This is a genomic window from Pseudomonas fontis (genome assembly GCF_028656955.1).
Taxonomy (GTDB): Bacteria; Pseudomonadota; Gammaproteobacteria; order Pseudomonadales; family Pseudomonadaceae; genus Aquipseudomonas; species Aquipseudomonas fontis.
The window spans coordinates 193,551-207,380 of sequence record NZ_JAMDGY010000024.1; the positions used below are offsets into that span (position 1 = coordinate 193,551).

Below are 13,830 nucleotides of genomic sequence, written 5' to 3' on the forward strand. Positions count from 1 at the left end.
CTTACATGCGCTCCAGCGTTTCCAGACCCAGCAGTTCCAGGCCCTGTTTCAGGGTACGACCGGTCAGGGCAGCCAGGCGCAGACGGCTCTGCTGCTGTTCCGGGGTGTCGGCGGACAGGATCGGGCAGTTCTCGTAGAAGCTGGAGAACAGCCCGGCCACGTCGTACAGGTAGCTGCACAGCACGTGCGGGGTGCCTTTCTCGGCAACGTTGTTGAGGGTCTCGCCAAATTGCGCCAGGCGTGCCGCCAGTTCCTGCTCCTGTGCCGCTTGCAGGACGATCTGGCCGTCGACTTCGTTGAAGTCCTTGCCCAGCTTGCGGAACACGCCGGCCACACGGGTGTAGGCGTACAGCAGGTACGGCGCGGTGTTGCCTTCGAAGTTCAGCATCAGTTCGAAGTTGAAGCTGTAGTCGCTGGTGCGGTGCTTGGACAGGTCGGCGTATTTCACCGCGTCGATGCCCACTACCTGGCCGATGGTGCGCAGCTCGTCGTCTGGCAGCTCGGGGTTCTTGCTCTTCACCAGCGCGTAGGCGCGGTCCTTGGCTTCGTTGAGCAGGTCGATCAGCTTGACCGTGCCGCCGTCGCGGGTCTTGAACGGGCGGCCGTCGGCGCCGTTCATGGTGCCGAAGCCCATGTGTTCCATTTGCATCGGGTGGCCGACAAAGCCCGCTTTGCGCGCGACTTCGAACACCTGGTTGAAGTGCAGGGCCTGGCGCTGGTCGACGAAGTACAGCGCGCGGTCGGCCTTGAGCACGTTGCTGCGGTAGCGCACGGCCGCGAGGTCGGTGGTGGCGTAGAGGTAGCCGCCATCGGCCTTCTGCACGATTACTGGCAGTGGCTCGCCTTCGGCGGTCTTGAATTCATCGAGGAACACGCACTGCGCGCCCTGGCTCTCGACCAGCAGGCCCTTGGCCTTGAGGTCGGCGATCACCTTGGCCAGGTCGTCGTTGTAGGCGCTTTCGCCCATCACGTCGGCCATGGTCAGTTTGACGTTGAGCAGTTCGTAGGTCTTCTGGCAGTGCGACAGCGAGATGTCCTTGAAGCGGGTCCACAGCTTCAGGCAGTCCGGGTCACCGGCTTGCAGCTTGACCACCAGGCCACGGGCGCGGTCGGCGAATTCTTCGGACTCGTCGAAGCGCTTCTTGGCGGCGCGGTAGAAGTTTTCCAGGTCCGACAGCTCGTCGCTGGTGATCGGGTTTTCCTGCAGGTAGGCCATCAACATGCCGAACTGGGTGCCCCAGTCGCCAACGTGGTTCTGCCTGATCACGGTGTCGCCGAGGAACTCCAGGACACGGGCCACGGCGTCGCCGATGATGGTCGAGCGCAGGTGGCCGACGTGCATTTCCTTGGCCAGGTTGGGCGCCGACAGGTCGATGACCACTTTCTGCAGCGGGCCGGCTTTGTGTACGCCGAGCTTGGCGTCGGCCAGGGCGGCGTCCAGGCGGGCAGCCAGGGCCTGGGTGTTCTGGAAGAAATTGAGGAAGCCCGGGCCGGCGATCTCGACCTTGCTGATCTGTGGGTCGGCAGGCAGGGCGGCGACGAGTTTTTCGGCCAGGTCACGCGGCTTCATGCCGGCAGGTTTGGCCAGCATCATCGCGATGTTGCTGGCGAAGTCGCCGTTGGCCTTGTCTTTGGCGTTCTCCACCTGAATCGCCGGCGTCAGCCCTTCAGGCAGCACACCTTCGGTGACGAGTTGGGTGAGGGCTTGCTGGATCAGCTGGCGAATGGTGTCTTTCATGGGCTTCTCTTTCGACCGCAAGCGCGGCGGCGCTTCGATGCGCAGGTGGAAAAACTGAACATTATCCGTTGCCGGGGCGAGGTTGCCAACCTTTGGGGGGAATTGTGCTGGCTTGCAGCAGGGGAAGCAGTTCTTTGTAGCCGCTGCCGTGAGGCTGCGCTGGAGTCCGGTAGGGCTCCCAGGAGCGGCGCCTGCGTTGCAGCGAGCGCAGCCTTCGGCAGCGGCTACAAAGGCTCCCACAGGGATTTGCTGGGCCTTAATAAAGATCCACCGGATCCACATCCAGCGACCAGCGCACCTGTCTTCCCGTCGGCATCTGCTCCAACAGTAGCAACCAGGCACTGATCAGTCGATGCAAGGGTGCCCGTGCATTGGCCTGGAGCAACAGTTGTGCACGGAAGCGTCCCGCCCGTCGCTCCATCGGTGCCGGCACCGGCCCCAGCAGCTCGATGCCCTGCAGGTTGTGCTCGGCCAACAGCTGCTCGGCCGCCGCGCAGGCTTCATCGAGGAAACCCTCGGCCTGCCCGGGCTTGTGCGCCTCGGCGCGCAGCAGCGCCAAATGCGCAAACGGTGGCAGCCCCGCCGCGCGCCGCTCGCTCAGGGCCTGCTCGGCAAAGGCGAAGTAACCCTGCTCGGTCAGCTGGACCAATAAAGGATGGTCGGCGAGGTGGGTCTGGATGATCACCTTGCCCGGTTCTTCCGCCCGCCCGGCGCGCCCGGCGACCTGGACAATCAGTTGCGCCATGCGCTCGCTGGCGCGGAAATCACCCGAGAACAGCCCGCCATCGGCATCGAGGATCGAAACCAGGGTCACCCGTGGGAAGTGGTGACCCTTGGCGAGCATCTGCGTGCCGACCAGGATGCACGGCTGGCCGCGCTGGATGGTGGCGAACAGCTGGTTCATCGCATCCTTGCGCGAGGTGGTGTCGCGGTCCACGCGCAGCACCGGGTAATCGGGGAACAGAATGCCCAGGCGCTCTTCGGCCCGTTCCGTCCCCGCGCCTACCGGGCGCAGGTCGACATGGTTGCACTGTGGGCACTTGCGCGGCACCCGCTCGTCGTAGCCGCAGTGGTGGCAGCGCAACTCGCCGGAGCGCTGGTGCACGGTCATCCGCGCGTCGCAACGTGGGCATTCGGAGAGCCAGCCGCAGTCATGGCACAACAGCGTCGGCGCAAAACCGCGGCGGTTGAGGAACACCAGCACCTGCTGGCCGGCGGCCAGGGTCTGGGCGATGGCCTGTTGCATCGGGCCGCTGATGCCGCTGTCCAGTGGCCGGCTTTTCACGTCCAGGCGCAGGAAGCGCGGCGGGTGCGCACCGCCCGCGCGGTGGTTGAGGCGCAGCAGCCCGTAGCGGCCGGTGTAGGCGTTGTGCAGGCTTTCCAGCGATGGCGTTGCCGAGCCCAGCAGAATCGGGATGTTTTCTTGGCGTGCCCGCACCAGTGCCAGGTCGCGGGCGTGGTAGCGCAAACCTTCCTGCTGTTTATAGGAGCCGTCGTGCTCCTCGTCGATGATGATCAGCCCTGGGTGTTTCATCGGGGTGAACAACGCCGAACGGGTGCCGATGATGATGTCGGCCTCGCCGTCGCGGGCGGCCAGCCAGGCTTCCAGGCGCTCGCGGTCGTTGACCGCCGAGTGCAGCAGGGCTATGCGCGCGTTGAAGCGCTGCTCGAAGCGCGCCAGGGTCTGCGGGCCCAGGTTGATCTCGGGAATCAGGATCAGCGCCTGCTTGCCGGCTTCCAGGGTTTCGCGGATCAGTTGCAGGTAGACCTCGGTCTTGCCGCTGCCGGTCACCCCGGCCAGCAGGAAGGCATGGAAGCTGTCGAAGCCTGCACGCACGGCATGGAAGGCCGCGCGTTGCTCTTCATTGAGTGGCAGCTCCGGTTGGGCCAGCCAGTGTTCATGGCGCTCGCTGGGTGCGTGCCGGCGCACTTCGACCTGCACCATATCCTTGGCCAGCAGCAGGTCGAGGCTGTCCTTGCTCAGCATCAGCTTGCTCAGCAGGCCATGGGCAACGCCGTGCGGGTGTTGCGCCAGGGTCGCCAGGGCTTCGCGCTGGCGCGGGGCGCGAGCGATGCGCGGGTCGTCCAGGCGTGCACCCGGGGCCGCCTGCCAGAAGCGCTCCTGGCGCGCCTCGGCCGGCTCGCCCTGGCGCAGCAGCACCGGCAGCGCCCAGCTCAGGGTGTCGCCCAGGCTGTGCTGGTAATATTGCGCGGTCCACAGGCACAGCTTGAACAGTGCCGGCGGTATCGGCGACACCGGGTCGAGCAGCGCCAGTGCCGGCTTGAGCTTGTCGGCCGGTACTTCGCTGTGCTCGCACACCTCCACCAGCACGCCGATCATTTCCCGCCGACCGAACGGCACGCGCACCCGCATGCCGGGGCTGAAGGCCGCGCGCGCCATGCCCGCAGGTGCCCTGTAGTCGAACAGCCGCCGCAGGGGCGAGGGCAGGGCAAGGCGAAGAATGACGTCGGACACGCGGCGAGATCTCTGAAGGAATACACGACCGGCGAGCCTAGCAGACGACAACCGGTGCAAGCGACAACTTGCGTCGACGCTTGGCTCTGGTATCATCCCGAGCCTTATTTGCGTGCGGTATTCAACAATGGTGTTGAGTGGCGGCACGTCAGCACGAGGAAATCCCCATGAAAGCCGATATCCATCCGGTATACGAAGCTGTAGCAGTAGCCTGCAGCTGCGGTAACAAATTCGAAACTCGCTCGACTCTGGCCAAGCCACTGCCGATCGACGTATGCAACCTGTGCCACCCGTTCTACACCGGTAAGCAAAAAGTGCTGGACACCGGCGGCCGCGTTCAGAAGTTCGCAGATCGCTTTGGTTCCATCGGCACCAAAAAAGCTTAAGAGTGAGCAACGCGAGCCCTTTGGGCTTGGCACTGCTGCTGAAAAAGGCGTCCCTTGCGGGCGCTTTTTTTATGGCCGCGATTTGGCAGGTGCCGGCCTTGGCCTTCTGCCCGCTGCCCGCCGGCGTGCAGCCGGTGCAGGTGCGCCAGGTGGTCGACGGCGATACCGTACGTCTGGTCGATGGCCGCAGTGTTCGCCTGATCGGCCTCAACGCTCCGGAAATCGGCCGCAAGGGCCGCACCAGCGAAGCCTTCGCCGAGGCTGCGCGCCAGCGCCTGCAAGCGCTGGTCAAGGCCAGTGACGGGCAGGTGGGGCTGGTGCCGGGCGTTGAGGCCAAGGACAAGTACGGCCGTACCCTGGCACACATCTATGGCCGCTCTGGCGACAATCTGGAAGCCACGCTGCTCAGCGAGGGCCTCGGCTACCGCGTGGCGGTGGCGCCGAACGTCGACCTCAGCGGCTGCCAGCAGCAGGCCGAGCAGGCCGCTCGTCGGGCCGGCCTGGGGCTGTGGCGCCGTTCGCCGGTCATCCCGGCCGGGCAGGTCAGCCAGTCCGGTTTCGCGGTGATCAGCGGCCAGGTGCAGGGTATCGCACGTAATCGCGGGGGTATCTGGATCGAAATCAACGATCAGCTGGTGCTCCAGGTGCCGGCACGCTTGCAGCGCAACTTCCCGGCCTCGTTCCTCGAGGGCCTGAAAGGTCGCGACATCGAAGCGCGTGGTTGGGTGCTGGATCGTTCCCGCAAAGGCGGCCTGAAACCCGGGCAACAGCGCTGGATGCTGCCTTTGACCGACCCATCGATGCTGGAGCGGAGCGAAAGATAAAAAATTGTGGACATTTTTTATCGCGATTGTACACAGTGAAACCCTTGCGGGCTGCGGCTCTTGGCGGAAAGTCGTAGGTTAAAGGCCTTGACACTAGTGACCGGCCAGTCTTGTCGGCCCTTTGCTCTTTGCGTATCCTCGGCGGTCCGTCAGAACAGTAAATAGCGGAATGCCCACCATGTCAGATTTGAAAACTGCCGCTCTCGAATACCATGCTCAGCCTCGTCCGGGGAAACTGAGCGTCGAGCTCACCAAGCCTACTGCCACTGCCCGCGACCTGTCGCTGGCCTACAGCCCGGGTGTTGCCGAACCTGTGCGCGAAATCGCTCGCGACGCGGAGCTGGCCTACAAGTACACCGGTAAAGGCAACCTGGTAGCAGTGATCTCCGACGGTACCGCCATCCTCGGCCTGGGTAACCTCGGCCCGCTGGCCTCCAAGCCGGTCATGGAAGGCAAGGGTGTTCTGTTCAAGCGTTTCGCCGGTATCGACGTATTCGACATCGAAGTCGACTCCGAGAGCCCGCAGGCGTTCATCGACACCGTCAAGCGTATCTCCATCACCTTCGGTGGCATCAACCTGGAAGACATCAAGGCACCTGAGTGCTTCGAGATCGAGCGCGCGCTGATCGAACAGTGCGACATCCCGGTGTTCCACGATGACCAGCACGGCACTGCGATCGTTACCGCAGCCGGCATGATCAACGCCCTGGAAATCGCTGGCAAAACCCTGGCCGACGCCAAGATCGTCTGCCTGGGCGCCGGTGCTGCGGCCATCTCCTGCATGAAACTGCTGGTGAGCATGGGTGCGCAGATCGAGAACATCTTCATGGTTGACCGTACTGGCGTGATCCACGCTGGCCGTGACGACCTGAACCAGTACAAGGCGGTCTTCGCCCACGCTACCGACAAGCGCACCCTGGCTGATGCCCTGGACGGCGCTGACGTGTTCGTCGGTCTGTCTGGCCCGAACCTGCTGAGCGCTGAAGGCCTGAAGTCGATGGCGCCGAACCCGATCGTGTTCGCTTGCTCGAACCCGGACCCGGAAATCTCGCCAGAGCTGGCGCACGCTACCCGTAGCGACGTGATCATGGCGACCGGTCGTTCCGACTACCCGAACCAGGTCAACAACGTACTGGGCTTCCCGTTCATCTTCCGTGGTGCCCTGGACGTTCGCGCCAAGCGCATCAACGAAGAAATGAAGATCGCTGCCGCCAACGCCCTGAAAGACCTGGCCAAGCTGCCAGTGCCGAAGGAAGTCTGTGCAGCCTACGGCGTTGATACCCTGGAGTTCGGCCGTGAGTACATCATTCCGAAGCCAATGGATGCACGCCTGATCACCCTGGTATCCGATGCAGTGGCCAAGGCCGCGATCGAGACCGGCGTGGCGACCCTGCCGTATCCGAAGAACTACCCGCTGAAAAGCGTGGATGACGTGTTCAACGGCTAAGCCGTTGTAGCGTTGTACAAAAAAGCCCCGGCTCGCGAGAGTCGGGGCTTTTTTTGTGGTTGTCTGCAAAGCACCGCGGGACCAGCCCGCTCCCACAGGTATCAGCGAAACCTGTGGGGGCGGGCTGGTCCCGCGATTGGTTTCAGAACAGATCCATCGGTGCCGATTCATCTGCTGGCAGCGGGCTGCCCGGGGCTGAGCCGTTGCCCAGCTCATTCACCGACGGCGGGGTATCTTCAGCCTTGAACAGCTCGAAGTAGGCATTCGGCGTGCTCGGCGTCGCCGCGCGGCCGCTGACCGGGTCGACCCGCAGGCTGAGGATGCCTTCGGGCTCCGGCTGGGTGTGCGCAGGCTTGTCCTTGAGCGCCGCGCCCATGAAGCTCATCCAGATCGGCAGCGAGACCGTACCGCCATACTCGCGACGGCCGAGGGTTTCCGGCTGGTCGAAGCCGGTCCATACCGTGGTCACGTAATCGGCGTTGTAGCCCGAGAACCAGGCATCCTTCGAGTCGTTGGTGGTACCGGTCTTGCCAGCCAGGTCCGTGCGGCCGAGGGCCATGGCGCGACGGCCAGTGCCTTTCTTGATCACGTCCTCCAGCATGCTGTTGAGGATGTAGGTGGTGCGCCCATCGACGATCCGCTCGGCCACGGCAGGCACCTGCGGGGCAACTGCTGCAGCATCGGTCGGCACCTGGGCGGTGATCGGCTGAGCTTCAGGGGCGGCAATCCCGGCCTGGTCCTGATTGCCTTGTGGCACGCGCGGCGGGTTGGCGGTGAACAGCGTGTCGCCGTTGCGGCTCTCGATTCGCTCGATCAGGTACGGGGTGATCTTGTAGCCGCCGTTGGCAAAGGTGCTCCAGCCGGTGGCGATTTCCATCGGCGTCAGCGTCGCGGTGCCCAGGGCCAGCGACAGGTTGCGCGGCAGGTCCTGCTTGTTGAAGCCGAACTTGGTGATGTAGTCGATGGTGGTGTCGATGCCAATGGCCTGCAACAGGCGGATCGACACCAGGTTGCGCGACTTGTACAGCGCCTCGCGCATGCGGATCGGGCCGAGGAAGGTGTTGGTGTCGTTCTTCGGTCGCCAGACCTTGTCCAGGTACTCGTCGACAAACACGATCGGTGCATCGTTGACCAGGCTGGCGGCGGTGTAGCCGTTATCCAGCGCGGCGCTGTACACGAACGGCTTGAAGCTCGAACCCGGCTGACGCTTGGCCTGCATGGCGCGGTTGTAGTTGCTCTGCTCGAAGGAGAAGCCGCCGACCAGTGCGCGGATCGCACCGCTGCTCGGGTCGAGGGTCACCAGCGCGCTCTGGGCGCCGGGCACCTGGCTGAACTTCAGGCTGCCGTCTGCCTGGCGCAGTACGCGGATCACATCGCCCACCTGCGCCACATCGCTCGGCTGTGCCGGGCTGCGGCCCTGGCTGTTGGTGTTGAGGAACGGCCGGGCCCATTTCATGGTGTCCCAGGCCACGGTTTCTTCTGTACCCGCCTTGGTCAGCACGGTCAGGCCGGTTTTCTCGACCTGGGTCACGATGGCCGGATCCAGGCCGCCCAATGGGCGCTGCTTGACCAGCTCCTGCTGCCAGGCGGCGCGGGTCTTGCCTGGCAGGCGCGATTCCGGCCCACGGTAGCCGTGGCGCTGGTCGTAGGCGGTCAGGCCTTCCAGTACCGAGCTGTTGGCGATCTGCTGCAGGTCGCTCGGCACGGTGGTGGTCACGCGGAAACCTTCGGTGTAGGCGTCGCTGCCGTAACGGCCGACCATCTCGGCACGGGCCATTTCAGCAATATACGGTGCGCTCACTTCCGGGGTCGGCACGTGATAGCTGGCGTTCAACGGTTCGGCCAGGCCGGCCTGGTAGCTGGCCTCGTCGATCTTGCCGAGCTTGTACATGCGCCCCAGGATCCAGTCGCGGCGCTCCTTGGCGCGGGCCGGGTTGGCCAGCGGGTTGAAGCGCGACGGCGCCTTGGGCAGGCCGGCGATCATCGCCATCTGCGCCAGGCTGATGTCGCGGATCGACTTGCCGTAGTACACCTGCGCCGCCGCCTCGATGCCGTAGGCGCGGTTGCCCAGGTAGATCTTGTTGACGTACAGCTCAAGGATCTCGTCCTTGGTCAGCTCGCGCTCGATCTGCAAGGCCAGGAGAATTTCGTTGGTTTTGCGCGAGAAGCTGCGTTCGCTGCTCAGGAAGAAGTTCTTCGCCACCTGCATGGTGATGGTGCTGCCGCCGGTCTGGATGTGCCCGGACTTGAGCAATTGTGTTGCAGCGCGCATCAGGCTGCTGGGGTCGACCCCATAGTGATTGGCGAAATTGTCATCTTCGGCCGAGAGCAGGGCCTGGATGAAATGCGGGGGAATGTCGGCGAAACGGATCGGTGAGCGGCGCATTTCGCCGAACTCCGCGATCAGCTTGCCGTCACTGCTGTAGACCCGCAAAGGGATCTGCAACTGGATGCTTCGCAGCGCCTCTACCGAGGGCAGGCTGGGACTAAGATACAGAAACGCGCCGCTCAGGCCGAGCACGACTGCGCAAATGACTGCGACGAAAGACCACCAGAAGAACTTCAGCAGGCGTATCAAGGCGTGGGGGTGTCCAGTTGAAAAATGGATTGAGCGCAGGGCTGGCGGTCGAGAAAAAAACGCTGGGCATTATAAGCAATTTTCACCGTACCGCGTGATAGGCGCGGTAGTCGGGGCGCTCTTGGGGCGCTCGGGGATCATCAACCGTCTGCATATTGAAAGGAATCGCCAATGCTTGGACGTATCGGCAAGGACGCCGGTTCACTGCTCGGAATAGAAATTCTCCCCGCTTCGGTCCGTTTGCTGCAACTGGCTCGCGGCCGGCCCCGTGCCTGGGCCGTCGAGGCGTTGCCGCCGGGGGCGCTGGTGGACGGCCAGGTCATCAACCATGAGGCCGTGGCCGCCGCCGTGCAGCGCGCGTTCAGCCGCAGCGGCGCGGTGCATCGACGGGCCGGTGTGGTGCTGCCGGCGTCGGCGGTGATCAACAAGACCGTACGCCTGCCTGCAGGGCTCAGCGCCCACGAAATCGACGAACGGCTGCGCCGCGAGGCCGAGCAGGTCATCCCCTTTGCCCTGGAAGAAGCCGCGCTGGATTACCAGGTGATGGGGCCGTGTCGCGACGATGCCGGCGCGTTGGAGGTAGCCTTTTGCGCCTGCCATCAGGCGGCGGTCGACAACCTTGAGGCCGTGCTGGAACTGGCCGGCCTGACGGCGCGGGTGGTCGATCTGGACAGCCATGCCCTGCAGCGTGCATTGGCGCATAGCCTGCACGGCTGGGCGGCGATGGTGCAGGTGGAAGCCGATGCACTGGTGTTTCACCTGCTGTCGCCCGGGCAGGTCGGCCAGCGCAGCGAGATACGCCTGGCAGCGGGCGGGGTGCAGGTCGAAAGGCTGGCCGAGCAGATCGACCGCTGGTTGTTGGCTGACCCGGCAGCGGTTGCCGAGCGCCTCTGGCTGTGCGGGGCCAAGGCCGGCGAGCCGGGGCTGGCTGAGCAGTTGCAGCGCAGGCTGGGGATCCCCACCCAGGTATTTGGCCAGCGTGAAGGCATCGCGCCGGAGCTGGCGGTTGCCTATGGCCTGGCGCTGCGAGGTGACGAGTGATGCGACGGATCAATCTTTTGCCCTGGCGCGAATGGCAGCGCCAACGCGCATTGCGCCGCTTCAAGGCGGCGTTGCTGGTGTGTGCGCTGGCAGGCGCCGTGGTGGTGCTGAGCGGCGACCATCTGGTGCGAGCCGAACAGGCGCGCCAGCAGCTTGCCAGTGACGCCCTGCGCGAAGACATCAGCGCGCTGGACCAGCAGTTGGAACGGCTGGCACAACTGACGTCCCAGCGTGATGAGCTGGCTGGCCAAGTGAACGCTATCGAGGCCTTGCGCGCGGACCGTCAGCCGCTGGCCGAATGGTTGGTGCAACTGGGGCGCTGGGTGCCCTATGGCGTGCGGCTGACCGGCGTGCAATTGCTCGGCGCGCAGTTGCAGGTGACAGGTGTGGCGCGCTCCGGCCTTGAGGTGGCGCAGTTGCTTGAAGGCCTGGCACGGCTGCCGGGGGTGGCCGCGCCGACCCTGAAGGAGATAAAGGCCACGCCAGCGGGTGAGCAGTTCCAGCTCACCGCACTGGTGGCCTCGATGGCCGGGGAGGTGGGGCGATGAGCGCGATGTTCAGTGTGAAAGTCCCCGGTTGGCAGGCGTTGAGCGCCGGGCAATGGCCGGTCAAGGCGCTGGCCCTGGGGTGTTGCCTGCTTGTGGTGATTGCCCTGGGGTATGTCGGGCACCTGCGTGGCGTGCTGGCTACGTTCGATAAAGTGATGGAGCAGTGTAATCACCTGCACGCCGAACGTGAGGAAAAACGCACCCAGGCCGGGCTGGTCGTGGTTCGCGAACGAGAGCTTGAGGCGATGCAGGCGTCGTTGCGGTACAGCAGTGAGGCGCTGATCGACGAGGAGGGGTTGCCCGGCCTACTGCAGGATATTTCCCACGCCGGCCAAGGGCTGCTGTTCGAGCAATTGACCGTGCTGCAAGGACGCAGCCAGGCGTTCCCGGTGGAAGTGCCGCTGCGCGTGCAGGCGTTGGGGTCGTATGGCGCCTTGAGCAACTTTGTCGCCGCCATGAGCGATATGAGCACCTTGATGACCCTGCACGAACTGGAGCTGCTCGCGGCCGACGACGTGCGCCCCGGCCAGCTGCGCATGAGCCTGCTGGCCAAGGCTTACCGATCCAGCGTGCCGCGCCCTGTGGCAAACCCCGCTGTGCCTGCGCCGGAATCCTTGCGTGATCCCTTCGTACTACCCATGGAGGCGGCGGCCGGCCCGCTGTTGCAGCGTTACCCGCTGGACCAGTTGACCTGGGTCGGCAGCCTGGCCGATCAGCGTGGGCATGTCGCCTTGCTGAACGTGGCGGGGCATGTGCACCCGGCCCGCGTGGGCGATGTGTTGGGCAAGGAAAACGCCCGCGTAGTGCGCATCGCTGAACAGCAAGTCGAGTTGCTTGAGCCACTGGCCCTGCAGGATGCAGGTGAGTGGGAGCGGGCGCGGTTCATCCGTGGGCCGCAGACCAGGCCTTGAGCCTGGGCACATTAATAGGGAGAGCGACAATGAACAGGATGTTCAGGTGTTTTGCAGTGTTGATGATGTGGGCGCTGTCACAAGGTGCAGGGGCAGTGCTTGATTCGGGGCGTTCGGGCGGCCAGACGCTGTCACTGAATTTTCAGGATGTCGAAGTACGCGCGGTGTTGCAGGTGCTGGCCGATTTTCACGGGATGAACCTGGTGGCCGGTGATTCGGTGCAGGGCAAGGTCACCTTGCGCTTGCACGAGGTGCCCTGGGAGCAGGCCCTGGACCTGGTGTTGCGCAGCAAGGGGCTGGGCCGGCACCTGGACGGCAACGTGCTGCTGGTCGCGCCGCTGGAGGAGTTGGCTGACTACGGGCGACACACCCGTGAAATGCCGGTAGTGCTGCCCAGCCTGGGGCCGTTGCAGCAGGTGCTGCTGCCGATCAACCACGCCAAGGCTGCGGATATCGCCGAGCTGTTCCAGGCCCTGGCCGAGGGTGACGATGAGGGGCGCGGCGGGCTGGCGGTCGATGAGCGTACCAACACGCTGGTTGCCAGCCAGACCCCCGAGCGCCTGGCTGCCTTGCGCCAACTGGTGAGCCAGCTGGATGTGCCGGTGCGCCAGGTGATGATCGAGGCGCGCATCGTCGAGGCCAATGTCGATTACGAAAAGCACTTGGGGGTGCGCTGGGGCGGCCTGCTGAAGCTGGGCGGCGGGGCGAGCCTGAAAGGGTTGGCAGGCGATGGGCAACCGTTCGTCGACCTGGGCGTGGAGCGGGCGAGCGCCGGTATTGGTGTCGGGTTGGTGCGCGACAGCGTGCTGCTCGACCTGGAACTCAGTGCCATGGAAAAAAGCGGCAACGGCGAGATCATCTCCCAGCCCAAGGTGGTCACCGCCGACAAGGAGACCGCGCGCATCCTCAAGGGCACCGAAGTGCCGTACCAGGAGTCCGGCGCCAACGGCACCACCTCGACCACCTTCCGCGAGGCGTCGCTGTCGCTGGAGGTGACCCCGCAGATCACCAGCGACAACCGGGTGATCATGGCCGTCAAGGTCACCAAGGATGAGCCCGACTACCTCAATGCCCTCAACAATGTGCCGCCGATCCGCAAGAACGAGGTAACGTCCAAGGTCCAGGTGGCCGATGGCGAGACCATCGTGATTGGTGGCGTGTACTCGACGGTGCAAAGTAATGTGGTCGACAAGGTGCCATTTTTAGGCGATGTGCCGTATGTTGGGCGGCTGTTTCGGCGCGCTGTGGTTCAAGAGAAAAAATCCAAGCTGCTGGTCTTCCTGACTCCGCGTATCATGAGTGACCAGGCGATTGCTGTGAGTCGTTGATTCTGTGCGAAATTTGATACTTGTAGGGCCGATGGGTGCCGGTAAGAGCACCATCGGCCGCTTGCTGGCCAAAGAGCTGCGCCTGCCATTCAAGGATTCCGACAAGGAAATTGAATTGCGCACGGGCGCCAATATTCCGTGGATTTTCGACAAGGAAGGCGAGCCCGGTTTCCGTGATCGCGAGCAGGCCATGATTGCCGAGCTCTGCGCCGCCGATGGCGTCGTTCTGGCCACCGGTGGTGGCGCCGTCATGCGCGAAGCCAACCGCCGGGCGCTGCACGCCGGCGGACGGGTCATCTACCTGCACGCCTCGGTCGAACAACAGGTCGGGCGTACCGCCCGCGACCGCAATCGTCCGCTGCTGCGCACCGCCAACCCGGAGGCCACCCTGCGTGCCCTGCTGGAGCTGCGCGACCCGCTTTACCGCGAGATCGCCGACCTGGTGGTGGAAACCGACGAACGGCCACCCCGCATGGTGGTGCTGGATATTCTGGAGCGCTTGCAGCAGTTGCCGCCCCGCTGACGCATGACTATCCTCGGCGACCAGTCATGC

11 protein-coding genes are annotated in these 13,830 nt (G+C 64.5%); 8 read left to right on the plus strand and 3 right to left on the minus strand.

The features are described 5' to 3' along the window. Position 1 precedes the first annotated feature (1 nt). Together argS and M5G11_RS10360 are read right to left on the minus strand one after the other, a co-directional pair. Complete coding sequence (argS, locus tag M5G11_RS10355) at positions 2-1,738, minus strand: arginine--tRNA ligase (RefSeq protein ID WP_273909959.1); 1,737 nt, start codon at positions 1,736-1,738, stop codon at positions 2-4. A 256-nt stretch (positions 1,739-1,994) separates the two neighbouring features. Continuing rightward, entirely contained in the window at positions 1,995-4,214 is a 2,220-nt protein-coding gene (locus M5G11_RS10360; protein ID WP_273909960.1) for a primosomal protein N', read from the minus strand. Between the two features lie 167 nt (positions 4,215-4,381). Here M5G11_RS10360 and rpmE point away from each other — a divergent pair, with 167 nt between their 5' ends. The 3 genes from rpmE (at position 4,382) to M5G11_RS10375 (ending at position 6,871) form a co-directional block, all read left to right on the plus strand. Continuing rightward, positions 4,382-4,600, plus strand: coding sequence for a 50S ribosomal protein L31 (gene rpmE, locus M5G11_RS10365; protein ID WP_273909961.1), 219 nt, complete (start codon positions 4,382-4,384; stop codon positions 4,598-4,600). Between the two features lie 71 nt (positions 4,601-4,671). Next, positions 4,672-5,424, plus strand: a complete 753-nt coding sequence (locus M5G11_RS10370) for a thermonuclease family protein (protein ID WP_420793796.1) — start codon at positions 4,672-4,674, stop codon at positions 5,422-5,424. A 178-nt stretch (positions 5,425-5,602) separates the two neighbouring features. After that, on the plus strand, positions 5,603-6,871 hold the full coding sequence (locus tag M5G11_RS10375; protein ID WP_273909963.1) for a malic enzyme-like NAD(P)-binding protein: 1,269 nt from the start codon (positions 5,603-5,605) through the stop codon (positions 6,869-6,871). A gap of 142 nt (positions 6,872-7,013) precedes the next feature. Here M5G11_RS10375 and M5G11_RS10380 read toward each other — a convergent pair whose 3' ends face one another. Beyond that, entirely contained in the window at positions 7,014-9,446 is a 2,433-nt protein-coding gene (locus M5G11_RS10380; protein ID WP_273910053.1) for a penicillin-binding protein 1A, read from the minus strand. Between the two features lie 174 nt (positions 9,447-9,620). Between M5G11_RS10380 and pilM the strand changes: the two genes are divergently transcribed. From pilM to aroK, 5 genes are all read left to right on the plus strand, one after another. Next, positions 9,621-10,490: a type IV pilus biogenesis protein PilM gene (gene pilM, locus M5G11_RS10385; RefSeq protein WP_273909964.1), complete on the plus strand. Its 870-nt coding sequence runs from the start codon at positions 9,621-9,623 to the stop codon at positions 10,488-10,490. Next, a complete protein-coding gene (locus M5G11_RS10390) occupies positions 10,490-11,038 on the plus strand; it encodes a PilN domain-containing protein (protein WP_273909965.1) in 549 nt (182 codons plus the stop codon). The genes pilM and M5G11_RS10390 overlap by 1 nt, the downstream gene beginning before the upstream one ends. Then, positions 11,035-11,949, plus strand: coding sequence for a pilus assembly protein PilP (locus tag M5G11_RS10395; RefSeq protein ID WP_273909966.1), 915 nt, complete (start codon positions 11,035-11,037; stop codon positions 11,947-11,949). The genes M5G11_RS10390 and M5G11_RS10395 overlap by 4 nt, the downstream gene beginning before the upstream one ends. A gap of 62 nt (positions 11,950-12,011) precedes the next feature. After that, complete coding sequence (locus M5G11_RS10400; protein ID WP_273910054.1) at positions 12,012-13,277, plus strand: type IV pilus secretin PilQ; 1,266 nt, start codon at positions 12,012-12,014, stop codon at positions 13,275-13,277. A 4-nt stretch (positions 13,278-13,281) separates the two neighbouring features. Further along, on the plus strand, positions 13,282-13,800 hold the full coding sequence (aroK, locus tag M5G11_RS10405) for a shikimate kinase AroK (RefSeq protein ID WP_273909967.1): 519 nt from the start codon (positions 13,282-13,284) through the stop codon (positions 13,798-13,800). The last annotated feature ends 30 nt before the right edge of the window (positions 13,801-13,830 follow it).